The sequence below is a fragment of the Candidatus Allofournierella merdipullorum genome (assembly GCF_048426865.1).
GTDB classification, from domain to species: Bacteria; Bacillota; Clostridia; order Oscillospirales; family Ruminococcaceae; genus Allofournierella_A; species Allofournierella_A merdipullorum.
Genome location: NZ_DBFNWJ010000056.1, coordinates 1 through 22,739, shown reverse-complemented (window position 1 = coordinate 22,739; position 22,739 = coordinate 1). Strand labels below are relative to the sequence as shown.

The following is a 22,739-nucleotide window of genomic DNA, read 5'->3' as shown; positions in this document are numbered from 1 at the left end:
CCGCCGCCGCCCTGGCGGCTCAGGGACTCGCCCAGGCCCGCAAGGCGCGGCAGGCGGTAGCGCAGAAGGGCAAGTTCCGTTTGCACCTTGCCCTCGCCGGTGACCGCCCGGCTGCGGAAAATTTCCAGGATGAGCATGGTGCGGTCGATGACCTCCACCCCCAGCGCGTCGGAGATGTTGCGCAGCTGGCTGCCAGTGAGTTCGCCGTCGAACACGGCGGCCTCGGCGCCAAGATTTTCGCAGGTGAGGCGCGCCTCCGCCAGTTTGCCCTCGCCCAGAACGGTGCCCGCCTCGGGGGCGTCTTTCTTCTGGACGATGCTGGCCACCGCCTCCATGTTGTTCGCTTCGCACAGCGCCGCCAGTTCGTCCATGCTGCGCTCGGCGTCAAACTGGCCCATGTCCAGCCCCAAAAGCAGCACCTTCACCGGCGGGGTGCTCTGCACGATCTGTTCGCTCATTGTTTCACCTCAAAGGCCCTGGGGCCTCTCTTCCTTCTTTAAATAGTATGCCCGGCAGGCCATGGGCGTGCCGTCGGCCTTGTGATACACGGCGTCGTGGTCGTAGCGCCAGCCTGCCTTTTCCATCACCCGGCCGCTGGCGGGGTTTTCCGCCGCGTGGCAGCAGGCGAGCCAGACGCCGCCCACCTCATCGAACCAGAAGTCCCGCACCGCGGCCAGCGCCTCGGTGGCGTAGCCCCGGCCCCAGAAAGCCCGGCCCAGGCAGTAGCCCGGCTCCCACACTCCGGCGGAACAATCCAGCCCCGGCGCGCGCCAGGCTTCCGGCTTCTGCTCTTCGCCCAAAACGAATCCGATGGTGCCCATCAGCGCGCCGTCCCAGCGGCGGATGCCCCAGTTGTAGTAGTCGGCGCTGGAATAAAGGCACTCCCAGCCCGCCAGCAGCTGGAAGGTCTCCAGGCTGTCTTTGTGGGCGGGCCAGCGCATGAACCGGGCCACGGCCTCGTCGCCCGCCCAGTTCCGGAACATTTCCTCCGCGTCCGCGGCGGTCAGCCGATCCAGCACAAGGCGGTCTGTTTTTAGGGGAACGGTGCCCCGATGGCGCATGGAAAAGCCCTCCCTTCGGCGCGGGATTTCCTCCATTATAGTGGCGGCGCGGGGCTGTTGTCAAATCCGAAAAAAACTGAAAAAAACAGGGCGGGTGTCTCGTTTTTATAAACAAGAAGTCAAAACCGATAAGCGCTGCCCTGAAAAAGGAGAACCCCCATGCCCAGTGTCTACATCCTTCTCACACGCACCGACACCCTCTTTGCCCGGCTGCTCCACGGCCTGGGCGGAAACAAATATACCCATGCCAGCCTTGCTCTGGACCGGGATCTTGTGCGGATGTACAGCTTTGCCCGCCGCTACCAGCCCTTCATGCTGCCCGGCGGCTTCATCCGGGAGGACATCCACGCCGGGGTGTTCGGCCGCTGCGGCGGAGCAGACAGCCTTTTGCTGGAACTGCCGGTGAGCCGCGCCACCTACGAGGCCATCGAGCGCCAGATGACGGTGATGGCCTCCGCCGGCTCCTGCTGGGACTACGACGTGCTGGGGCTGGCGCTGGCGGGGCTGGGCATCCCCCACGTGCGGCCGGGCAAATATTTTTGCAGCCAGTTCGTGGCGGACGTGCTGGAGCGCACCGGGGCGCTCACCCTGCCCTGCCACCCCAGCCTCATCCGCCCGGAGGATTTTGCCCGCATGCCGGGGTTCCGGGTGGTCTACCGGGGGCCGCTGGCCTGGGCGGACCGGCACCGCCCGCTGCCCGCCGCGGCGTGAACATAAAAAGAAAAAGGAGCCTGCGCGCCGCGCAGGCTCCTTTTTTGAGGCGTTTATTTGTTGAACACGTCCAGGCTGGAGGTCTTGCCGGGGTACAGGCCCATGGGCTCGTAGTGCACAACGCCCACGCTCACGATGTGGGTGCCGTTCTCGGCGTTGAAGTCGTCCAGGTAGGGCTGATGCTGGAAGTAGTTGGCGTCCAGGCTGCCGTCTTCCACGCCGGTGTTGGGCATCACATAGTCGTCAAACTCCACGATGTCCAGGGTGACGTTGTGCTCGGCCAGGATGGGGGCCACATGCTCCAGGATCTCCGCATGGGGGCTGGGGGAAGCGCCCACCTTCAGGGTGACGGGCTCGGCGATCTCGGGATAGGCCAGCTCCTGTGCGCCCATGGGCATCACGACGCCGTTGTAGTTCTCAGCGATCCAGTTCTGGGTGTTCTCGCTCATCAGGGCGGCCAGCAGAGCCTGCACGGCGGGCTCCTCCTCGCGGCCTTCCTTGACGCACAGCACGTTGCCGTAGGTCTGGGCGGCAACGCTCTCGGCGTCTTCGGTCACCAGAACGGTGTCGCCGATGCCCGCGCCGGAGGCGTAGTTGCCGTTGATGACCGCGAAGTCCAGGTCAGGCAGGCTGCTGGGCAGGTTGGCGGCCTCCATGGCCACGATCTTCACGTTGTAGGGGTTGTCCTTCACGTCCCGCTCGGTGGCCGCGAGGCCCACGCCGTCGTTCAGGGTGATGATGCCCTGATCCTGCAGAAGCAGCAGGGCGCGGGCGCCGTTGGTGGCGTCGGCGGGGATGCCGATCTGCAGCTGCTTGCCGGAAGAGCCGCAGGCGGACAGGCCCAGCGCCAGGCACAGGGTCAAAGCCAGTGCAACGATTTTTTTCATGTTCTTCTCTCTCCTTTTTCTGTTGACTGTATCTCTTAAAGCGGCAGGCACCCCTCTGCGCCGGCCGGCTTTAAAGCAAAGGGTTCAGCGGTTGCGCTTGTCCGACTTGCGGGCCAGAAAGCTGCAAACGCTCTGGATGATGCACACCAGAATGACCACAAGCACCACGGTGGCGTACATCACGTCGGTCTGGTAACGCTGGTAGCCGAAGCGGAAGGCGATGTTGCCAAGGCCGCCCGCGCCCACCGCGCCGGTGACGGCGGTATAGCCGAAGATGGTGATGATGGTGATGGAAAGGCCCCGCAGCAGGCTGGGCACACTCTCCACCAGCAGCACCCGGGTGATGATCTGCCAGTTGGTGGCGCCCATGCAGCGGGCGGCTTCCACCACGCCCTGGTCGATCTCTTCCAGGCTCTGCTCCACCATGCGGGCCACGAAGGGGGCCGCGGCGATGGCCAGGGGCACGTTGGCGGCGGTGGCGCCGATGGAGGTGCCCACGATCAGCCGGGTGAGCGGCAGAACGAAGAAAATGAGAATCATGAAGGGGATGCTGCGGAAGAGGTTCACGAACCAGCCGAACACTGCGTTAAAGGTGGGGGCGGCCATGATGCCGCCGGGCTTGGTGGTGGTGAGCAGCACGCCCATGGGCAGGCCGATGAGATAGGCCGCCAGGGTGGGCACAAAGGTCATGTAAAGGGTCTCCAGCGTGCCTTCCCAAAGAAGGTCGCCGTATTCCGCGAAAAACTGCGCCATAATGCTCACACCTCCTCTTTGCCCAGCAGCAGCCGGGCCACTTCGCTCTGGGGATTCTCAAAAATTTCCGCTGTTTCGCCCTGCTCCACAAAGCGGCCGTTGTCGATGACCACCATGCGGTTGCAGATGCTGCGCACCACCGCCAGCTCGTGGGTGATGATGATGATGGTGACGCCCAGCTTCTGGTTGATGTCCTTCAAAAGTTCCAGCACGCTCTTGGTGGTCAGCGGGTCCAGGGCGCTGGTGGGCTCGTCGCACAGCAGCACCTGGGGATTGCTGGCCAGCGCCCGGGCCAGGGCCACGCGCTGTTTCTGGCCGCCGGAGAGCTGGCTGGGATAGCTGCCCGCCCGGTCCGCCAGTCCCACGAGCTCCAAAAGCTCCTTCACCCGGGCGTCCACCGCGGCTTTGTCGTATTTGTCAAGCTTTAAGGGAAAGGCCACGTTCTCGGCCACGGTCTTCTGCATCAGCAGGTTGTAGCCCTGGAACACAACGCCCATCTGCCGGCGGGCGCTGCGCAGGTCTGCGCCGGAGAGGGCCGCCAGGTCCCGCCCGTTCAGCAGGATCTGCCCTTCCGAGGGCTTTTCCAGCAGGCACAGGCAGCGCAGCAGGGTGCTTTTGCCCGCGCCGCTCATACCGATGACGCCGAAGATGTCGCCGTCGTTGATGGTGGCCGAAGCCTCCCGCAGCGCCACCACCTTGCCACTCTTTTCGGTGAATACTTTGCCTAAGTTCTTGATCTCGATCATGTTGTTTCTTCTCACTCCAACCCGGTATTGGCCCAAAGGGCAAACAAAAAAGCCCCCGTCCCTGCATGACAGCAAGGACGAGAGCTTATAAAAAGCTTCGTGGTACCACCTTGGTTCGCCGTTTCCCTCACGGAAAACAGCCTTTGCAGCTGCGGCGGCAGATGCCGGTTACAGCCTGGCGCTTTAACGGGCGCACCCGTCGCAGATTTAAGGCTCCTGCCCCTCACCCGCGCGACTCAGAGGCCATGTTCGATTTCCTGTGCCTTGCCCGCTTCCACCTGACCGGGCTCTCTGGAAAAGGCCGATGCCGAAAATCTACTCTTCTCGTCAACGTCTTTGCGTATATGCATTATGATACCCACAGCGGTGGGGTTTGTCAAGCACTTTTTTCAGAACAGCTCCGGCACCAGATTGCCCAGCCACAGCCCGAAGGCGTAGGAAGCGGCGTTGGCAACAAAGGCGTAAAGCACCGGGTGGCCCTTGCCCCCCTCCGGCTTGAACGCCAGCCGGAACACCACCGCCTCCACGATGAATACCGCCAGTTCCAGCAGGGGATAGAGCAGCCACATGGCGAGCCAGCCGGAGTAATAGGTGGTGAGGTTCAGCGCCAGATTCAGCGCCAGCTGGGTGGCCAGATTGGCGATGAGCAGCACCCGCAGATGCTGCCGCTTCAAGTAGCCGAAGGGCAGGGCGATGACCAGCTCCACCGCCAGGGTGAGCACAAAGCGGGCGGCAAGGCCCAGCGCTTCGCCGGCGTAGTCGTAGTTTTTGCGGGCGGTGACGGTCTGCACTTCGCCTGCCGCCGGGTCAAAGCCGGAAAAGTCCACCCGGTAGACGGCGGAATAGGCGTAGCGGTCCAGCTTTTCGGTCACGGCGTAGCTGCCGCTTTCGGGGAACCAGAAGAGGATCTTGAAGTGCTTCGGGGCCATGTAGCTCCAGGTGGCGGGCGCGGCGTCCTTCACCTGGGCCTGCCACTGCAAAAAGTGGTATCCATCCCCGTCCTCAAAGGCGGCGAAGGCCTCCCAGGCAGGGTGCTCCTCGGCGGCAAACCACTCCGGCGGCTCGCTGCCGGCCAGGTTCCAGGGGCCGATGGAGGTCTGCTCCGCCAGCAGGGTGACCCAGCAGTCCTCCGAAAGGCCGGAGGTCTGCACCGTCACCTCGGGCTTGGGGCCTATGTCTGCAAAGACGGCAAAGGGAACGGCCAGCGCCAGCGCGAAACACGCCAGCAGGGAAAACAGTCTCTTTTTCACCATGGTCACGCGCCTCCTTTTCTGCCCTCATCATAGCACGGCAGAACGGGAAAAACAGCCTTCCGCGGCCTTTTGTAACGGCTTTGTCACAACAAAAACGGGCGCCCCCGGTCGGGGACGCCCGCAAAAAATCTTTACTTTTCTTCCCAGATGGGCTCTTTCAGCATCCAGCGGCCGTATTCATCCTTGTAGAAGATGTCACGGTTATAGAACTTGTCGATGATGGCCCAGAACTCCGCCTCACTGTAGCCGCAGAACTCGCAGAAGTCCCGCACGCTCAGGGGGTCCAGCGCGCCGTCCCGCTCCTTGATGACGGGGATGGCCTCCTCACGGGTCATCATGCCGTAGCGGATGTAGCGGGCGGTGTAGTCGGTGGCGGCGGCGTGGCCGAACTTAGGATACTTCAGCCAGCTGTGCACCAGGTAGGCGCGGCTGTCGATCTGGTCGAAGTTCTCGGCGTGGTGGGTGCGGTCCCACTCGTGGGTCAGGTCGTGGAAGCCGCGGCTCTTGGCCAGCTGGTAGTTCTTGTAGCTGTTCCAGGGCAGGAAGTAGCTCAGGTAGAAGGGATCCAGACGGGCCAGCTCTTCGGCGGTGGGGGCCTTGGTCAGCGCCAGGTCGTTCTCGCTCACGCCGTAGCTCAGCAGCTCCTCGGTGGGGAAGCCCACTGCCACGCCGTTCTCGATCTGGCCGCGGGCGGAGTAGGTCTCCTCGTCGGAGTTGCCGCCGTACTCAAAGCTCACGTTCTCGCCGTAGCACAGCAGGGGCGTGTTGAACTTGAGGGCCATGTGCAAAGGGAAGGTGTAGATGAGCCGGTCCACATACCAGGTGGGCTTGCCGTACTTCTCAAAGAAGGCGCGCATCAGGGTCTTCTGGGCCTTGATGTTGGGCTTGCAGCTGATGATGGTGCAGCCGAAGGCTTCGGAGATGTTCTTCAGGTTGTGCTTGCCCGCCTCGGTCATGGGGAAGTTGTCCTCCACGCTGAAGAGGATGGGGTTCATCTTCATGACCTCTTTCAGGATGTAGACCTGGAAGTGGCTGTCCTTGCCGCCGCTCACCGCCACGGCGCAGTCGTAGCCGCCGGGGCCGTTGCAGCCGCGGTATTTGTCGCACAGGGCCTCGAACTCCTTCCAGCGGGCGTCCCAGTCCACTTTGGAGCGGCTCTCGTAATGGCGGCAGGCGCTGCAAACGCCCTCGGCGTCGAAGGTGATGCCGGGCCGGGTGTCGGGCATGGTGCACTTTTTGCAGTATTTCACGGGTAGGTACCTCCCTGTAAAAAAGTCGAATGGTTCCAACGGCGTTATTATACCACGGCGGCCGCGGGGATACCAGCCTTTTTGCAAAAACAGCGCGGCCCCCCGTGGCAGGGAGCCGCGCTTTTGTGCGATCAGTCTTCGGAAGAAGTATCCTCGGCCTTTGCCCGGCGCTGTACCCAGGCGCAGAGAATGAGGCCGCTGCCCGCCGCGGTGAGCAAAAGCGTCCAGGCCGCAAGGCGGCTTTCGTCGCCCGTGACGGGCAGGCCGGCCGCCTCCAGAGCGCCGGAAAGGGGCGACTGCTGTGCGCCGCAGACCAGGCAAACGCCGTCCCGGAACTGGTGACCGGCAGCGATGACCGCGCCCTGCTCCAGCACAGCGCCGCAGCCCGCGCAGCAAACGTCGCCGGTGTAACCGTCGGAAGTGCAGCCGGCGGCAACGGCGTTTCGGGTGACCCGCCCGCCGGCGTGGTTGGAGGAGTCAAGATCGCCGTAGGGCTGGCCGCAGCGGGTGCACAGAGCTTTCTCGCTGCAGGTGGCGGCGCCGCCGGTGTGGCCCAGAGCGGAGCCGGCAATGGTGCGGGTGTGGGACGCGCCGCACACGGTGCAGAGGGCGGTCTCAGTGCCGTCGTCGGTGCAGGTGGCGTTGCCGTCCGGAGCGTAAGCGCCGAACGTGTGGGCTGCTTTGCGGTCGATGGCGGTGCAGCCGGCGTTGGCGCAGGCGTACCAGTGGTCAGCCTCGTCTTTTTGCAGGAGGCTGAAGTCGTGGGCGGGCTTGACGGCGTGGAGCCTGTCCGGGTCGTTGCCGAAGGTCTCGGCGGCGGACCAGCAGGCCTCCCAGCCCTTATACACCTGTGCGCCGCCCAACGCGGGAAGAGCCTCGGCCCCGTCGCCGGAAAGGGTCTGCCCCCACACCGCGGGGACGGCGGGGGTTGCGCCGCCGTTCAGCAGCCAGGCCACCTCGCCGCTGGCGAACTGCGCCTGGGTGCGGCCGCCGTCGCCAGTGGCGGAGGAAGCGAGATAATAGCTGTTCAAAGGCTGCACGACGATGTCGCCCGCAATGCCGCCGGCGGTGGATTCAAAGCCCGGCAGGGTGGCGGCGACGGCGCCGGTATTGTAGCGGTTTTTGATGATGCTGTTCGCCGCGGCCTCGCCGGTAATGCCGCCCACCTTCTGGCCGCCGGTGATGCTGCCGGTGTTCCAGCAGTTTTCGATGGTGCCAAAGTTGCCGCCGGCCACACCGCCGATGGCCTCGCCGGAGGCGGAACTCACCGTGGCGGAAGTGCCGCAGCCGCGGATCACGCCGCTGTTGCCGCCGGCGATACCGCCGCCGTACAGCAGCGTCACGCTGATCTGCCCGCCCTCAACAAAGCAGTTCTCAATGGTGCCGTAGTTCGACCCGCAGACAGCGCCCGCGCTGCCGTGGGCGGGAGTAATGATGACGTTCTGCAGGGTGAGGTTTTTTACCACGCCGCCGGTCCCCAGAGTGGCCATCAGGCCGGAAAAGGGGTTCGACGTGGGGACATTGACGCAGACAAGCCCGGCGAGGGTATGACCCTGGCCGTCAAAAACGCCGGCGTAGGGGGCACCGTATTGGCTGGCGAGAGGGACCCACTCCTTGCCTGCGGGGATGGTGATATCCGCCGTCAGCCGCGCGCCGAGGGAGGCATTGGCGAGGTCCTTGGCCACCTTCTGGCCAAACCAGAACAGCTGGCCGGCGTTGGAGATCTCATACACGCCGTCCGCAGCAAGAACGGCGGGCTGGAAGTGGCCGCCTTCGGCAAAACCGTTCTCGTCGTACTGGATGACGCCGACCTTCAGATATTTGTAGCGGCCCTGGCTCGGCGCAAAGGGCGTGTAGTCGGTGGTGGGTGTGCCGCTGACATCAAGGCTGGCGGTGATGGCCGCGCTGCCGTAATTGCTGATGTCCGGTGCGAGGTAGGAGGCGACCAGAGAGCCGGTGAGGGTGAGAGAGCCGCCGTTGACCCGGAGATAGCGCGGAGCGCCGCTCATATCAATATGGAAACCGCGTCCCTGCGGGGCGGTGGCCGACAGGGTCACGGTGCCGCTGTTGATCACAAGACCCGCCTCGCCGGGGGTGAAGGTGGTGGAAAAGGCGCTCACATCGTCGATGCACGTTTCCGTGCCGCTGGCAAGAACGTCCAGCGAGCCGTCTCCCTCGATGGTGACCACGCCGGCGGCGCAGATACCGTCCAGCCGGTAGGTCCCGTTGGCGACGGAGATGGTGTTCGTTCCGTCAGACGGATGGTCAGGCCTCCGTTCGCCAAAATGGCGGCTTCGCGGAAATCCCTGGAATCAAAATGCGTCCGGGTAAGGTTTGCGTTGTTCAGCGTCAGAACGGAGCCGTCCCAGGTGACGCCGGCGGGCAGCTCGGCGCCGGACGCGGTGATCTCCACGCCGTCCACCCAAACGGTGGAGGCGGCGTCCGCAAAGGCCGGGCAGGCTGCCAGCGCGCTCAGCGCCAGCAGAAAGAGAAGGGCGGCTGCCCGGCGGAACAAGGCGCCGAAGGCAGCGGTGCGAGCGTTTTTCATGGTCGGTGATCTCTCCTTTTTGACCGGCCGCAGGGGAGGGGTCATGCCAGTCAGTTTGTTGTGTCCAGTAAGAAAGGATACAGCCCCGGAACGAAAAACGCAAGGGGAAAGTAAAAGCGTCGAAAAAGGCGGGCGGGCCATTGCGCCGCCACAAAAGAAAAACGGCCCCGCAGGGCCGTTTTTTGAAAAAATCACGCAAATTGTTTGCGGCATTTGACCAGCAGGAACGCCAGCAGGCAAAGCGCCTGCACGCCGATGCCGGCAATGGTGGCGTAGGCCGCGCCCCAGACGTCGAAGGCGCGCAGCAGCGGCACGCTCACCGCCGCCGCGGCGGCAAGGCCCGCCAGGTTGCCCAGGATCAGGCCGCGCATGTCCCGTGCGATGGTGAGCAGGTGGCACAGCACGGTGGAGGCCACGGTGCAGACGGTGGCCAGCACCAGCGGTTGCAAGAGAGGGGCGTAGTCCAGAATTTCCGGGCTGGTGGGGTAGAGGATGGAAAGGCCCCACCGCCCCATCAGCGCCACGCCGGCGGCCCCGGCGGCCCACATGGCGGCGAGAGCCGCCGCCAGCATTACAAGGCCCCGGAAAAAGCCCGCCCTGTCCTTCTGGTTCCACAGTCGGGCGAAGGTGGTGATGAAGGGCACGAACAGGTAGATGACCGCCACCTGCAGAATGAGCACCGGTAAAAACACGTTGTTGAAATAGCTCATCTTCTCGGTGCCCAGCACCCGCTCGCAGAAATAGCGGGGCACCGAGGGGATGGCGGTGTTCAGCGCGGCGTACACCGCCAGCGGGGCGCACTCGGCAAGCAGCGCCCACACGCTGCCGCCGCTTTTGTTTGCCAGGTCAGCATGGCCCCGGGCCAGGGGCAGGTCCACCGCCAGAACATAGACGGCGTTCAGCGCGAACAGCGCCGCCAGGGTGAGCACCAGGTTGCCGGTGAGCACAAGGCCCAGAGTGACCGTGCCGGCGGTGACCAGGCCCCGCACGCCGAAGCTGATGCCCACCACGTCCAGCCGCTCGGCCTTTTGCAGATAGCCGTGCCACACGTCGGACCAGCTCTCGATGAGACGGTAGGCGGTGTAGAGGGCGATGACCCAGCGCTGCTCGGTGGAGTAGCTGTTGACGAAGGCGAACACAAGGCAGCCCGCGCCCGCCGCCGTCAGGGTGACGTAGCGGCTCAAAAGATAGGTGCGGTCGGCGTATTTGCCCGCAAGGTCGGACACCTGGAAGGTGCGCATGCCAAAGCTGGCCACCGAGAGGCAGACGTTGGCGATGGTCATGGCGGTGGCCAGCATGCCGTTGGCGGTAACGCCCGCCAGCGCGGTGACCAGCAGGTTCAGCGCCGCCTGGCACAGATAGAACAGCAGGCTGCCCGCCGTGTTGAACAAAAGATTTTTGCGCAGCTGGGGGTTCAAAGCGCCGCCTCCTTTACTTCACAAAGGGCGCGATGCGCGCCTCCATGGCCTCGGCGTCGGCCTTGGGCACATAGGCTTTCTCCACATAGCCGTAGATGCGCTGGGCGAAATCCGCCAGGCCTTTGTGGAAGAAGAACACCTTTTTGGGGGGCAGGCGCAGCGCGAACAGGATGTGCACGCCCCAAAGGGCGAAGAATTTGAGCCAGCTGAAATGAGGGGTGAAGCCCTCGCCCATGGGCGCATCCCGCGGCGGCTCTTTGTACACCTGCTCCAACAGGTCCGCCATCCGCTTGTAGGCGGGAACGGGGCTGGGGTCAAAATAGCCCTCGATGACCTCCTTCGCGATGGGGAAGGGGGGCTCATCCTCGGCCATGGCGGCGGTGAAGTCCTCGTAATTGGTGACGTACTTCGCCCCGGCGTAGATCACCGGGTCGTACTCGTGCTCGATGGGCGCGGGCCGCAGGATGTGGCAGCTCTTGCCCGCCATGTATATCTCGGCGATGGCGGTGCTCATCCAGATGGAGATGGAATCCGCCGCAACGATCCACTGTTTCACGCTGTCGGAAAAAATGACGTGGAAATTCGGCCGCTTTTTCGCAAGGTCTGCCAGCGCAGGGCTGTTCCACTCGCTGGGATGCCGGCGGTAGACCAGCTCCACCTCCGGGTGGTCGGCCAGGTACCGGTCGAACCAATCGAGCGTTTCGGCCATGCTCACCCGGTTGGTGGCGGCAAAGCCGGAAAAATCGGTGCCCGCCATCTCGCTGAGTTCTTTGACTTCGGCGTCGGTCATGCTGGCGTAGCCGAAGCTGGAAATGTAAAGGTGCAGCTTTTTGGCGGGGTCCAGGCCGTGCTCGGCGCACAGCTGTTCCTTCGATTTGAAGTAACCCGCGAACTCCGGGCGCAGAAAGTCCATCATCACCGCGCCGGTGACGGGGGTGTTCTTTTCTTCCATGCCGTGGGCGATGAGCCGGTCGGCGGTGCGCCGGCCCCAGCAGGTCTGCACGCACTTTTTGGCGTTGCCGTTCATGTTGAACCAGTCGCCCGCCTCCTGGGTGTCGCTGAGCATCTGCTCCCAGTGAAGGTTCACGATCTTGTCGCACCGGCCGATATTGTTATAGACGTGGCTGTTGATGGCCTCGTTGTCGTACATGCAGCTGGAAACGAGCACCTTCGGCTTTTTCCAGGTGAAGTATTTCAGCTTTTTGCGGTCCAGCAGCTGGCGGATCTCGGCGGTGTAGCCCCGGCGCTCCAGCTCCAGCTTCAGCAAAAGGTCGCTCTCGTACTCCCGCACGGTGTGCTCGTACAAAATCAAAAAGTCAAGACCCATTCCCGGTCCCTCCTGTGTTTATCCGACGTCGGCAAAAAGCTCGTCCACCCACTGGGGCAGGCCGTAGCGGGTGTCCAGATGGAAGCCGTCGAAGAACTGTGTGTCGTCGTCAAAATCCGGGCGGTTCGCCCATTCGTAGTCCAGCACGGCAAAGCCGTACTCTTCGGCCCATGCGGCCAGCTGAGGCAGGAACTCGGCGGCCATGGCCTGGTCGATGCCAAAGGGCATGCAGGCGTCGGTGAGCACGATGTCCGCCATGGGGGGCAGCACCACCGTCAGCTTTACGCCCTTGTCCCGGCAGGCCGCGGCCATCTCGCAAAAGCGGGCCAGCTGCTCCTCGTTGAGCCGCCAGCCCTTGCACCGGGGCAGAAGGGCCTCGGGGTAGGTGGCAAGGCGGGTGTGCAGTTCATACACCGTGCCGTCCGGGCCGGTGTAATCCTGGGGGTACACCCAGTCGCCGGTCTCCTCGGCGGCTCCGCTTGGGATGCCCCGCAGCCGCTCGGAAAGAGCGGTGAGCATGTTCACGTTGTATTCCAGATTGAACATGTAGGCCAGGGGATTGTTGAGCGTCTTTTCCAGGCTGCTCATCCGGTCGGCGTCGTAGGTCTCGGTGACGGTGTAGAAGGAGAGGCCGAACACCACTTCCTCCAGGTCGGGGTTCTGTTCCAGCGCCCAGTTCACCACGTCCACGCCCTCCCGCAGGGAGGCGCCGCCGAAGGCCAGATTCTGCCAGGGGCGGCCGCTGACGGCCTCCACCTGCTCCATGTCAAAGTGGGCAAGGCGGGAGTCCCCCACGATGATGCGGGGGCCGGGGTCGGCGGCGTAGCTTTTCAGCCGGGCCACCGGGGCCTCGCTGGAGGTGGAAGACTTAAGGCCAAAGTAATTGTTGGGCTCAAAAGCGGCAAAGACGCAGAAATACGCCGCCACCGGCAGAGCCAGCAGCGCCAGCTTTTTCAGAATGTTGCGCATTCCCGCGCCTCCTTTCGCTTGTGTTTAGAAGCCGCCGTAGGCGAAGCTCGCGCCGCCGAAGCCGCCGCTGGCCATCAAAAGGCCGCCGAAGATGGCCAGCACCAGGGCGTAGTAGAGCGCCCAACGCACCGCCGTTTTCTGGCTTTGCAGCACCAGTTCGGCGCTCTTGTTCTTGAAACGGAAGGCCCGCTGCCAGTCAAACCAGACCGCCAGCGCCAGGGTAAAGACCAAAAAGACGCACCAGGCCGCTGCCATCATGTTCTGGGCGTAGAATCCGTCCAGCACCGCCTGCCAGCTCTCGGCGGCAAAACGGGCGGGGCTCCAGTCCCGGAAAAAGCCCACCAGAACGGCAAAGGCCTGACCCATACCGCTGCCGCCCACATTGGAACCGGCGGCAAAGAACACCATGCCGAAGGCCCACAGGGCGAACACGCCGGCCCGCTTGGCCCAGAGGACGCGGGCGGGGGCCTTCTTTTTGGGCTTGCCGAACTTCTGGTGGATGAGTTCCTCTCCGGCGCGGTAAGCGCCCTGCAAAAAGCCCCAGACCACAAAGGGCAGGGTGCTGCCGTGCCAGAAGCCGGAGACGAAGAACACGATGAACACGCACACCACCGGCGAAAGGCGGCTCACCCGCCGCCCGATGAGGGGCAGCCTGGAGGCGTCCGCCCAAACGAGGGGGGTGAAGAGATAGTCCTGCAGCCAGCCGGAAAGGCTGATGTGCCAGCGGCTCCAGAAGCCGGAGAAGTTGGCGGCAAAGAAGGGGGTCTTGAAGTTTTCGGGAATGTCCAGCCCCAGCAAAAGGGCGCTGGCCCGGGCCATCTCAGAATAGCCCGCGAAGTCGAAATAGAGATACAGGGTGTAGCCCACCGTGGCCGCCAGAAGGGCCGGGCCGCCGTGGCCGGCGGCGTCGGAGTAGATGGGCTGGACGTACATCATGATGACGTCCGCCACCGCCACTTTTCTAAAGAGGCCCAGAGCGAACAGCTGCAGCGCCCACACGGTGCGGGAGGCATCAAAGCGGTGTTCGGCCCGCAGCTGGGGCAGCAGTTGCTTCGCGCGGCAGATGGGGCCGGCGGTGATGGTGCCGAAAAAGCAGAGAAAGGCCGCGAGGTTCACAAAGCTTTCTTCCGGCTCCATGTCCCCCCGGGCCACGTCCACCAGATAGCTCACGGCGGCGAAGGTGTAGAAGCTGATGCCGAGGGGGAAGGGCAGAGCATGAAGAACGCCGGGAGCCAGGGGCAGCACCGGCAAAAGGAAATTGAAATACTTGAATACCGCCAGCACCGCCAGAAGGGCGACGACGGCAGCGGCCAGCAGCCGGCCCTTTTTCTCTTTGCGGGCCAGGGCGAGGCCCATTCGCCAGACAAAGAGGCACACCGCCGCCAGCACCGCTAGGGGCACCAGCGGCCACGCGCAGGGCCAGGAATCGCCGGTGGGGCGATTGAACCAGTAGAACACCGCGCTCGCCGCAAGGAGCAGGCCGTTCTGCCAGCCCTTGGGGAAGACTTTCAGATACAGAAAAGCCACCACGGGCAGGAACGCAAAGTAGGAAAAACTCTGAAAACTCACCCCGGCGGCCTCCTTTCTGGGCAAAGTAGGGCATTATCTAAATTATTATATCTGTTTTGCGCTGCGGTGTAAAGGGCGCAGGCGGTTGAAATCCGGCCGTAAATGGGGTATACTGTTTTCGAGTGATTTTGAGAAAAACCGGGCCCAGAGCCCGTCATCAAAAAAGGAGCGCAAGTATGGCACATACCGTCATGGTCACCGGCGCCGACGGCTTCATCGGCAGCCATCTCACCGAGGAACTGGTCAAGAAAGGCGAAAAGGTCAAGGCTTTCTGCCTGTATAACTCCTTCGGCACCTGGGGCTGGCTGGACACCCTGCCCCCCGAGATCAAGAACGAGATCGAGGCGTTCATGGGCGATGTGCGCGACCCCAACGGCGTGCGCCACGCCATGGAGGGTCAGGAGATCGTTTATCATCTGGCGGCTCTCATCGCCATCCCCTTCAGCTACCACAGCCCCGACAGCTATGTGGACACCAACATCAAAGGCACCCTGAACGTGCTGAACGCCGCCCGCCAGGTGGGCACCCAGCATCTGCTGGTCACCTCCACCAGCGAGGTCTACGGCACCGCCCAGTATGTGCCCATCGACGAAAAGCACCCCTTCCAGGGCCAGAGCCCCTATTCCGCCACCAAGATCGGCGCGGACCGTCTGGCCGAGAGCTTCTGGCGCAGCTTTGAGCTGCCGGTCACCATCGTGCGGCCCTTCAACACCTACGGCCCCCGCCAGAGCGCCCGGGCGGTCATTCCCACCATCATCACCCAGCTGCTGGCGGGCAAGACCGAGATCAAACTGGGCAGCCTGACCCCCACCCGCGACTTCAACTACGTCAAGGACACCGCCGCGGGCTTCATGGCCCTGGGTGACTGTGAAGCCGCCATCGGCCAGGAGGTCAACATCGCCACCGGCGAGGAGCACTCCATCGGCGATCTTGCCGCCGAGCTGATCCGCCAGATCAACCCCGAAGCCAGGATCGTCTGCGACGAGCAGCGCCTGCGCCCGGAGAACAGCGAGGTCAACCGCCTGCTGGGCGACGCTTCCAAGATGCGCGCCCTCACTGGCTGGAAGCCCGCTTATACTTTTGAACAGGGCCTTGCCGCCACCATCGAGTTTTTGCGGGGCAACATGGAGCGGTACAAGCCCGACGTCTACAATCTGTAAAAAAGGCCCGGCTGCCGCCGGGCTGTTCCGGCTGCCGGGCGGGCCCTCGGGTGAGGGGCGGCCCGGCTTATGCCGTTTTTAAAGGGCCCTTTGCAAACGGGGCCGCAAATCAAGCGAACGAGGTCATTTCGTGCAAAACGTGTTTTCAAAAGCCTTGAAAAACCTGCCCCGGCCGGTGTGGTACGCCCTGGGCCTCGCGGCCGCTCTGGCCGCCGCCCTGGGCTTCATGTACTACTGGCGGGTGGTGTATTATCTTGACAATCGCGGCGTGTCCGCCCTGCCCCTCTACGGTGCGGCGGCGGTGTTCGTGCTGGCCGCGGCGCTGGCGGTCTGGGCCGGCTCAAAACTCGGCAGCTTTGACGCAAAGGCAGCCCTTGCCATTTTTCTCTGCGGGGCGCTGTTCTGCTTTGCGAACCCGCCGCTGCAGGTGCCGGACGAGACGGCCCACTTTCTGCGCAGCTATTCTTTGAGCCTGGGCCGCTTCACCTTCGACCACGACCGCCTTTACCCCGACGATGTGGCCAAGCTGGTGGAGAGCTTCCCCGGCGCGTGGGTGGCCAGCCATACCAGCCAGGGCCTCACCTACACCGAGGACGGCGAGGAACGCAGCTATACCACCGCGGGCTATGCCCTCAAACAGCGGGGGGAGGACGGCCGGGTGGAGAGCATCGCCGACGGTTTCGCCGCCTATTTTGACGGCCAGCCCGCCGAAGAAGCGGTGGGCGAGCCCTATTTCTTCATGACCCTCTCCATGCTGCCTCAGGCGCTGGGCATCCTGGTGGCCCGCCTCCTGGGCTTCAAGGCGCTGGGCTGCCTTTATGCGGCGCGGCTGGCGAATCTCGCGGCCTATACGGCGCTGTGCTGGCTGGCGCTCAAAAACTGCAAGCGCTACAAGCCGGTGCTCACCGCCTTCATGCTGCTGCCGCTGAGCCTTTATATGGCCGCCTCGGTGAGCTACGACGCCACCCTGCTGGGCTTTTATTACTTGGTGGCCAGCTTCTACTGCAAGGACGAAATTCTGGACAGGGACATCCTCGTGTTCATCGTGGCCTTTTTGATGATGAACCTGGCAAAGCCCTACATCAGCCTGCTTTGGGTGGTGCTGCCGCTGGTGCTGCCCCGCTCGGCCTGGAAGACGCGGGTCAAAAAGTGGCAGCTGGCGGTGGGCTGCCTTGTGGGCGGCCTTGCCCTGGGCAAGCTGTTCGACTGGTACGGCACCGCGTTCCGCTTCAACTACCCCTATGTAGGCCGGCAGATCGAGGGCGCGGCGGAGGTGCCCCAGCTGCTGGGCATTCTGGCCAACCCCTTCCGCTACGCCTCGGTGCTGCTGGGCAGCTTTTACGAAAACGACTTTTTCCTGGGCCAGCTGGGCCTGTTCGGGGCTCTCGATCTGGAAGTGCCCTTCATCAGCCTGGTCAGCCCCTTGGTGCTGCTTTTCGCGGCGGCGCTCTCGGTGCACGAAAAGAGCAGCCTTAAGCCCATGCCCGCCTTTGGTCTGGGGGCACTCAGCATCGTTTACATGGCCGGCGCTGCCACCGCCATGTACATCACCAGCACCCCGGTGGGCATGATCCGCATCATCGGGCTGCAGGCGCGGTACTTCCTGCCCGCCTTTTTGATGCTCTTTGTGCTGGTGGCGGCCCTCTTGAGCCATGTGCTGGAGCCCCGCCTCGCTTCGGGACAGGCCAAGGCCCAGCGGGTGGCGCTGGGGGTCTCGGCGGTGTTCGGGGCTTTGGGCGCGGTGCTCTTGTTCCAGCGCTACTTCGTCGGCCCGGTGTTCGTCATTAAGTAAAACCTTCAAGGAAAGGGGGCGGCGCGCTTGCCGCTTTTCAGTGGGATACTGGCGCTTTTGGCCATCAGCCTTTACAGCGCCGTGCTGGCCCGCCGCTTCAGGCTGGACGCGGGTCTGCTGGCCCTGCCGGTGATCGCCGGCGGCTCCGTCTGGCTGTGCCTCGCCGGCATGGCCGGGCTGCTCAAGGCGGGCGGCTGGGTCTTCTATCTGGCCGCCGCGGCATTGGCGGCGTGGCTCATCTTCAAAAAAGAACTTGCCGAAACGCTCAAAGCGCTTCTCACTCCCGGCTTTATGGTGTTTTTGCTGGCGGCGGCCTTCTTTCTGGCCGTGTTTGCCGTCACCCGGCCCATGTTCACCCAGACCGACGAGTTCAGCCTCTGGGGTTCGGCGGCAAAGCTGACCAAGCTCCAGGATATGCTGCACCCCGGCGCGCCGGGCAATCTTCTGGCCCGCACCGCCACCCCCGCGCTGATGCTGGTGGCCTACCTCTTCCAGTTCTTCGGCCAGGGCTTCTCCGAGTGGTCGGCTTATTTTGCCATCGACGCGCTGCTGGCCGCCGCCGTGGCAGCCGTGGCCAGCCTGCCAAAAGGTTCCAAATCGGGGACGGCGGTGGTCGCCGCCTGCGGTTTTCTGGTGCCGTACTTTTTCAGCGCGCCGAGCCTTGGCGGCATCTCCAACATCTACCTCTCCTTCATGGGCGACCTGCCTCTGGGCTTTGTGTTCGGGGCGAGCCTGTGCGTTTGTTTCTCCCTGCGTGAGCGGCCCGCGGCGGCCCTCGCCCTCACCGCCCTGCTGGCGGCGTTCCTGGTGCTCACCAAGGACGTGGGCCTTGCCTACGGGTGCATCGTGGTGGGCCTTGTCTGCGCCGATCGGCTGTTCTGTGCGCCAAAGCGCAAAATCACCCGCCGCCTGAGAGACACTCTGCTGGCGGCGCTGACCATCCTGCCCGGCGGCCTTGCCTATCTTGGCTGGAGCCGCTATGTGGCGGCGGTCACGGGCCTGGGCAAGACCACCGTTGGCAGCGAGATTCACGAGGTCACCCAGGGGCAGGCCATGGCCGAGGGCGTGGCCCAGCTGCTGGGCTTTATGGAGCCCACCGAAAAGTTTGCTCAGGTGCGGGATGCTATGTTCGCCAGCCCCTTCACCATCCCGGTGTGCCTTTTGGGCGGCGGCGCGCTGGCGCTGGCTCTCATCTGGCTGGTGCTGGCCGCGGCGGCGCTGGCCGCGCCGAAAGGCGAGCGGCTGCGCCCGGTGTGCCTGGGCGTGTTCGGCACGCTGGCATTGGGGGCCTTCCTCATCTTCCACCTGTTCCTCTATGTCTACAACTTCCGCGAGACCGACGCGGCCAACCTTCAGGACTACATCCGCTACATCGGCCCCTATTACATGGGCTTTTTCCTCATGGCGCTGGGCCTTCTGGCCCGGTACGCCGCCGCTGACCTGCGCTGGGCAAAGCTGGCGGGTGCGGTACCTGCCGGGGTGCTGGCGGGCTTCTGTGTGCTCATCGCCTGGCGGGGCATGCCCACGGCGGGCTTCTGGAACTACCCCCACTCGGTGTACTCCGTGCGCCAGGACGTGAAACAGCGGGCCGAGACGGTGAACGATCTTCTCGACTGGGAGGACACGGTGCTGCTCATCAGCCAGGGCGACACCGCCATCCGCTGGAACTACTACGGCTTTGAGCTGAACGCCACCCTTGCCCGGGGGTTTGGCGGCTTCGGCTACGGCCATGAGGACGATTACAACTGGGACACCACCCACATGAACATCGTCTCGCCCGAGGCGGCGGGGGAGGGCGTGCCGGAGGTCTACAGCTACCAGACGGTGGCGGACGCCGAAGACCTGCGCCTGTTCCTGCTGGATAAAAAATACACCCATGTGCTGGTGGACGCCAGCGATGGCTACATCGCCGACGTGATCGGCCCGGTCTTTGGCTGCGAGGGCTTGCCGGACGATAAACCCGCCCAGCCGGTGCTGCTGGCCATCGAGTACGACGGCGACACCGTGCGCTGGAGCCGGGTGGAAGGAGGCGCGGCATGAAGAAATTTAAACCGCTCCTCATCGCCTGGGCGGCGGGGCTTGCCCTTTGGCTTTTGCTGGGCTGCGTGAGCCTTGCAAAGACCGCCTGGTACGCCGGGCAGGGCCTGGCCGCCACCAAAAGCCTTTCCTTTGAGGACTTCACCCCCCTCGGCATTCAGCCTTACGACGCGGGGGAGGAGGGCCCGTGGTACATCTCCACCGACGGCGACCCCCAGCTTCTGTGGCAGGGCGAAGCCTATCTGAACACCGTGTGGCTTTTTGTAGAGCATGAGAGCCCGCCCCAGGCGGTGATGCTCTACTGGAAAACGCCGGGTCAGACGGATTTCTCCCCCCGTCAGTCGGTCTACGGCGTGGAAACAGCCCCCGGCGTCTATTCCTTTGATCTGGGCGGCGTGAAGGTGAGCGAAGTGCGCATCGACCCGGACAGCCAGGGCGGCGTTGTCACCCGGTTCGACGGCGTCGTGTTCAACCCGGACCTCTCCCCGCTGGAGTTCTTCCTGCCCGGCGCGGGTGAGGCGATGCTGCTGCTGTTCGCGCCGCCGCTGGCGCTGGCGGTGTTCTGCCAGCTGCGCCGGGCGCTGGGCGCTTTTTTGAAACAAGACGATCAATCCAAATAAAAGCGAGGTCATAACAATGAGTGAGTTCATTCCTCTTTCGGTGCCCAATTTCTGCGGCAACGAGCGCAAATATGTGGACGAGGCGCTGGACGGCGCCTGGGTGTCCACCAGCGGCGCCAAGGTGGGCGAGATGGAAGAGTGCATTGCAAAGTATGTGGGCATGCCCGAAGCGGTGTGCTGCGCTTCCGGTTCCGCCGGCCTGCATCTGGCGGCCATGGTTGCGGGGGTGAAGCCGGGAGACGAGGTGATCGTGCCCGCGCTGACCTTCATCGCTTCCGTGAACCCCACCACCCGGTACGTGGGCGCCGAGCCGGTGTTCTTCGGCTGCGACGAGACCGCCACCATGGACCCGGACGCGGTGGAGGACTTCTGCGCGAACCAGTGCGAACTGAAGGCGGACGGCCTTTACAACAAACGCACCGGTGCCAAGGTCTCGGCGCTGGTGCTGGTGCATGTGTTCGGCAACATGGCGGATATGCCCCGTTTTTTGCGCATTGCGAAGGACTATAAGCTGACTCTCATCGAGGATGCCGCCGAGGCTCTGGGCACCAAGTACACCGAAGGGGCGCTGGCGGGCAAATTCGCCGGCACCATGGGCGATGTGGGCGTCTACAGCTTCAACGGCAACAAGATCATCACCACCGGCAGCGGCGGTGTGGTGGTGTCCAATCACCCGGAGTGGGCGGCACGGGCAAAGCACCTGTCCACCCAGGCCAAGACCGACCTTTTGCAGTTCAAGCACGACGAGGTGGGCTACAACTACCGCATGACCAACATCGACGCCTGCCTGGGCCTTGCCCAGATGGAGCTGCTGGAGGGCTTCATTGCCCACAAGACCGCCCGCTACGAGCAGTACAAAGCCGCGCTGGACGGCATGAAGGGCTTTTCCATGCTGCCCTTCCGGGAGGGCACCCGCTCGAACCACTGGTTCTACAGCCTGCTGCTGCCCGACCGGCTGGAGCGTGAAGACGTCATCGCCCGCCTGCAGGCCCAGGGCATCCAGACCCGTCCGGTGTGGGCGCTCATCCCCGAGCAGTGCGACTACAGCCGCAACGAGACCCACGCCATGGACATCGCCCGGGAGTACCGCCGGCGCATCGTGAACATCCCCTGCTCCACCAACCTCACCGAGGCCCAGTGCAGCCGGGTGATCGAGGCCGTTCTGGCCCTGTAACATCACAAAAAGAAGGGAGGGCCCGCCGTGGCTCTGGGCGAACTGTTTGGTCTGCTGGTGATGCTGGCGGCCCTCTTCGGAATGAGCGCCGTGCTGACCCGCCGAGTGGGGCTGAACGGTGCCGCCGCGCCGCTGGCGGCGCTGGCGCTGACGGAATTGGTGCTGCTGGCGGCAGGCCTTTTGGGCGTTCTGCGCCCGGCGGGCTTTGTGCTGGCGGCGCTGGGGCTGCTTGCCGGCGGCGCTGAGGCCGTTCTGGCAAAGAAAAAGGGAGAGACCTGCCCGCTGGCGGCGGCGCTGGCAAACCCCGCCGCAAAGCTGTTCTGGGCTGTGGCCCTGGCGCTGGCGGTGGGCCTTTGGCTGCTCCGGCCGGATTTTTTGAACTTCGACGAATACTCCTTCTGGGGCACTGCCGCGAAGCTCACCAGCGAGAACAATGCCCTTTATACCGTCTGTGAGACCGGCCTGCCCTGGCAGATGACCGAGCTGGCGGCCCTGCCGCTGGCCAGCTATTTCTTCCAGATGTTCGGCGCGTTCGCGCCCTGGCGGGCCATCTTCGCCGCCGATCTGCTGATGCTGGCGGCGGTGGCTGCCGCCGCGGGCTGCGCAAAAAAAGCCCGGCTGGCCTGCCCGCTCTTTCTGGCGGGTCTCGCGGTGCCTACGCTGGTCACGGTGGCGGGCCACACCGCCCTTTTGAATACCGCCTGGCTGGAATTTTTGGGCGATCTGCCCGCCGGCATGCTTTTCGGCGGGGCCGTGGCCTTCTGGCTGGCGGCGAAAGGCCAGGGGCCCGCAGCCCGGTGGCTCACCCTGCCGGTGCTGATGCTGGCGGCGAACGTGAAAAGCAACACCTTTGTGCTGGGCCTCGCCGCGGCGGGCCTGGTGGCGCTGGACGCCATTCTGTTCGAAAGAGGCGGGGCAAAACGCCTCGCCGCCCGGCTGGGCTTCGGCGCGGCCTGCCTTGCCGCCCCCTCCGCCCAGTATCTTCTCTGGAACAACTACATCGCGGGCCTTGTGTGGCAGAACGCCGCCGCCGGCGGCATGGGCGACACCGCCTCCGCCAGCCTGCCCGCGGTGGTGGTCAATGGTCTGAAACTGCTGCTGGGCCTGCCGGCGGAAAGCTACTTCGAGGCCCGCAGCGATCTCTTTTGGCAGTACGGCAGCGCCATGACCGACGCTTTCTTCCACCGGGATGTGTCGGTGTTCGGCACCGGCGCGGCGGTGGTGACGCTGACGCTGGCGGTGTTTTTGGCCGCTGTGCTGCTGGCCCCGGACAAAGGGGCGCGGTTGCGGGCCGCTCTCTTTGCCGTGGGCAGTTTTGCCTGTTTTGCCGGTTACTGGCTGATGCTCTGGCTGAGCTACGCCTTCCTTTTAAAAGATTCCACCCCCGAAAGCCTTGCCAGCTATCCCCGGTATCTTGCGTCCTATTACCCCGGCTGGCTGCTGCTGGCGCTGGCGGTGCTGGGG

At 64.2% G+C, this 22,739-nt stretch carries 20 protein-coding genes and 1 pseudogene; 8 read left to right on the top strand and 13 right to left on the bottom strand.

From position 1 onward, the window contains the following. Positions 1-458: pseudogene (locus tag ACMNAY_RS10340) on the bottom strand (GTPase HflX); the annotation flags it as partial. 9 nt (positions 459-467) lie between these two features. Beyond that, positions 468-1,061, bottom strand: a complete 594-nt coding sequence (locus ACMNAY_RS10335; protein ID WP_418719322.1) for a GNAT family N-acetyltransferase — start codon at positions 1,059-1,061, stop codon at positions 468-470. A 159-nt stretch (positions 1,062-1,220) separates the two neighbouring features. Between ACMNAY_RS10335 and ACMNAY_RS10330 the strand changes: the two genes are divergently transcribed. Beyond that, a complete protein-coding gene (locus ACMNAY_RS10330; protein ID WP_418719321.1) occupies positions 1,221-1,772 on the top strand; it encodes a hypothetical protein in 552 nt (183 codons plus the stop codon). Between the two features lie 53 nt (positions 1,773-1,825). Here the strand turns inward: ACMNAY_RS10330 and ACMNAY_RS10325 are convergent, their stop codons facing one another. The 7 genes from ACMNAY_RS10325 to ACMNAY_RS10295 form a co-directional block, all read right to left on the bottom strand. Further along, positions 1,826-2,659 (bottom strand): MetQ/NlpA family ABC transporter substrate-binding protein, encoded by an 834-nt coding sequence (locus ACMNAY_RS10325; RefSeq protein ID WP_418719320.1) that lies wholly within the window; start codon positions 2,657-2,659, stop codon positions 1,826-1,828. 84 nt (positions 2,660-2,743) lie between these two features. Further along, positions 2,744-3,412, bottom strand: a complete 669-nt coding sequence (locus ACMNAY_RS10320) for a methionine ABC transporter permease (protein ID WP_418719319.1) — start codon at positions 3,410-3,412, stop codon at positions 2,744-2,746. A 5-nt stretch (positions 3,413-3,417) separates the two neighbouring features. Next, on the bottom strand, positions 3,418-4,158 hold the full coding sequence (locus ACMNAY_RS10315; protein WP_394978244.1) for a methionine ABC transporter ATP-binding protein: 741 nt from the start codon (positions 4,156-4,158) through the stop codon (positions 3,418-3,420). Positions 4,159-4,547: 389 nt separating this feature from the next. Continuing rightward, complete coding sequence (locus ACMNAY_RS10310; protein WP_394978242.1) at positions 4,548-5,411, bottom strand: hypothetical protein; 864 nt, start codon at positions 5,409-5,411, stop codon at positions 4,548-4,550. A 131-nt stretch (positions 5,412-5,542) separates the two neighbouring features. After that, entirely contained in the window at positions 5,543-6,661 is a 1,119-nt protein-coding gene (locus ACMNAY_RS10305) for an N-acetyl sugar amidotransferase (protein WP_394969624.1), read from the bottom strand. A gap of 131 nt (positions 6,662-6,792) precedes the next feature. Next, positions 6,793-8,850: a hypothetical protein gene (locus tag ACMNAY_RS10300; RefSeq protein WP_418719318.1), complete on the bottom strand. Its 2,058-nt coding sequence runs from the start codon at positions 8,848-8,850 to the stop codon at positions 6,793-6,795. Beyond that, positions 8,778-9,209: a hypothetical protein gene (locus tag ACMNAY_RS10295; protein WP_418719317.1), complete on the bottom strand. Its 432-nt coding sequence runs from the start codon at positions 9,207-9,209 to the stop codon at positions 8,778-8,780. The genes ACMNAY_RS10300 and ACMNAY_RS10295 overlap by 73 nt, the downstream gene beginning before the upstream one ends. Here ACMNAY_RS10295 and ACMNAY_RS10290 point away from each other — a divergent pair. Beyond that, positions 9,208-9,426, top strand: a complete 219-nt coding sequence (locus ACMNAY_RS10290; RefSeq protein WP_418719316.1) for a hypothetical protein — start codon at positions 9,208-9,210, stop codon at positions 9,424-9,426. The two genes, ACMNAY_RS10295 and ACMNAY_RS10290, sit on opposite strands and share 2 nt — an antisense overlap. Here the strand turns inward: ACMNAY_RS10290 and ACMNAY_RS10285 are convergent. Genes ACMNAY_RS10285 through ACMNAY_RS10270 form a run of 4 tightly spaced genes read right to left on the bottom strand, consistent with a single transcriptional unit; the run spans position 9,401 to position 14,492 of the window. Further along, positions 9,401-10,627, bottom strand: a complete 1,227-nt coding sequence (locus ACMNAY_RS10285; RefSeq protein ID WP_418719315.1) for a lipopolysaccharide biosynthesis protein — start codon at positions 10,625-10,627, stop codon at positions 9,401-9,403. The two genes, ACMNAY_RS10290 and ACMNAY_RS10285, sit on opposite strands and share 26 nt — an antisense overlap. A gap of 13 nt (positions 10,628-10,640) precedes the next feature. After that, on the bottom strand, positions 10,641-11,954 hold the full coding sequence (locus ACMNAY_RS10280) for a surface carbohydrate biosynthesis protein (protein WP_418719314.1): 1,314 nt from the start codon (positions 11,952-11,954) through the stop codon (positions 10,641-10,643). 18 nt (positions 11,955-11,972) lie between these two features. After that, complete coding sequence (locus ACMNAY_RS10275) at positions 11,973-12,923, bottom strand: hypothetical protein (protein ID WP_418719313.1); 951 nt, start codon at positions 12,921-12,923, stop codon at positions 11,973-11,975. 24 nt (positions 12,924-12,947) lie between these two features. Beyond that, a complete protein-coding gene (locus tag ACMNAY_RS10270) occupies positions 12,948-14,492 on the bottom strand; it encodes an MBOAT family O-acyltransferase (protein ID WP_418719312.1) in 1,545 nt (514 codons plus the stop codon). 176 nt (positions 14,493-14,668) lie between these two features. On the opposite strand from ACMNAY_RS10270, the gene ACMNAY_RS10265 reads away from it, so the two are divergent. From ACMNAY_RS10265 to ACMNAY_RS10240, 6 genes are all read left to right on the top strand, one after another. Beyond that, positions 14,669-15,652 (top strand): NAD-dependent 4,6-dehydratase LegB, encoded by a 984-nt coding sequence (locus ACMNAY_RS10265; protein WP_418719311.1) that lies wholly within the window; start codon positions 14,669-14,671, stop codon positions 15,650-15,652. 130 nt (positions 15,653-15,782) lie between these two features. After that, positions 15,783-17,444, top strand: coding sequence for a DUF2142 domain-containing protein (locus ACMNAY_RS10260; RefSeq protein WP_418719310.1), 1,662 nt, complete (start codon positions 15,783-15,785; stop codon positions 17,442-17,444). Between the two features lie 27 nt (positions 17,445-17,471). Continuing rightward, positions 17,472-19,484 carry a hypothetical protein gene (locus ACMNAY_RS10255; RefSeq protein ID WP_418719309.1) on the top strand — a complete coding sequence of 671 codons (2,013 nt, stop codon included), beginning with the start codon at positions 17,472-17,474 and terminating at the stop codon, positions 19,482-19,484. Further along, the gene (locus tag ACMNAY_RS10250; RefSeq protein WP_418719308.1) at positions 19,481-20,101 is read left to right on the top strand and encodes a hypothetical protein; all 621 of its coding nucleotides are present in this window, start codon (positions 19,481-19,483) and stop codon (positions 20,099-20,101) included. Before ACMNAY_RS10255 ends, ACMNAY_RS10250 begins: the two co-directional genes overlap by 4 nt. Positions 20,102-20,117: 16 nt before the next feature. Next, entirely contained in the window at positions 20,118-21,275 is a 1,158-nt protein-coding gene (locus tag ACMNAY_RS10245) for a LegC family aminotransferase (protein WP_418719307.1), read from the top strand. Between the two features lie 27 nt (positions 21,276-21,302). Next, positions 21,303-22,739: hypothetical protein (locus ACMNAY_RS10240; protein WP_418719306.1), on the top strand; the 1,437-nt coding region annotated here is incomplete at its 3' end.

Coding starts and splice junctions, on each gene's coding strand:
- ACMNAY_RS10330 (WP_418719321.1), top strand. CDS start 1,221: ATGCCCAGTGTCTACATCCTTCTCACACGCACCGACACCCTCTTTGCC.
- ACMNAY_RS10265 (WP_418719311.1), top strand. CDS start 14,669: ATGGCACATACCGTCATGGTCACCGGCGCCGACGGCTTCATCGGCAGC.
- ACMNAY_RS10280 (WP_418719314.1), bottom strand. CDS start 11,954: ATGGGTCTTGACTTTTTGATTTTGTACGAGCACACCGTGCGGGAGTAC.
- ACMNAY_RS10325 (WP_418719320.1), bottom strand. CDS start 2,659: ATGAAAAAAATCGTTGCACTGGCTTTGACCCTGTGCCTGGCGCTGGGC.
- ACMNAY_RS10335 (WP_418719322.1), bottom strand. CDS start 1,061: ATGCGCCATCGGGGCACCGTTCCCCTAAAAACAGACCGCCTTGTGCTG.
- ACMNAY_RS10320 (WP_418719319.1), bottom strand. CDS start 3,412: ATGGCGCAGTTTTTCGCGGAATACGGCGACCTTCTTTGGGAAGGCACG.
- ACMNAY_RS10315 (WP_394978244.1), bottom strand. CDS start 4,158: ATGATCGAGATCAAGAACTTAGGCAAAGTATTCACCGAAAAGAGTGGC.
- ACMNAY_RS10275 (WP_418719313.1), bottom strand. CDS start 12,923: ATGCGCAACATTCTGAAAAAGCTGGCGCTGCTGGCTCTGCCGGTGGCG.
- ACMNAY_RS10310 (WP_394978242.1), bottom strand. CDS start 5,411: ATGGTGAAAAAGAGACTGTTTTCCCTGCTGGCGTGTTTCGCGCTGGCG.
- ACMNAY_RS10290 (WP_418719316.1), top strand. CDS start 9,208: ATGGTCGGTGATCTCTCCTTTTTGACCGGCCGCAGGGGAGGGGTCATG.
- ACMNAY_RS10250 (WP_418719308.1), top strand. CDS start 19,481: ATGAAGAAATTTAAACCGCTCCTCATCGCCTGGGCGGCGGGGCTTGCC.
- ACMNAY_RS10295 (WP_418719317.1), bottom strand. CDS start 9,209: ATGAAAAACGCTCGCACCGCTGCCTTCGGCGCCTTGTTCCGCCGGGCA.
- ACMNAY_RS10245 (WP_418719307.1), top strand. CDS start 20,118: ATGAGTGAGTTCATTCCTCTTTCGGTGCCCAATTTCTGCGGCAACGAG.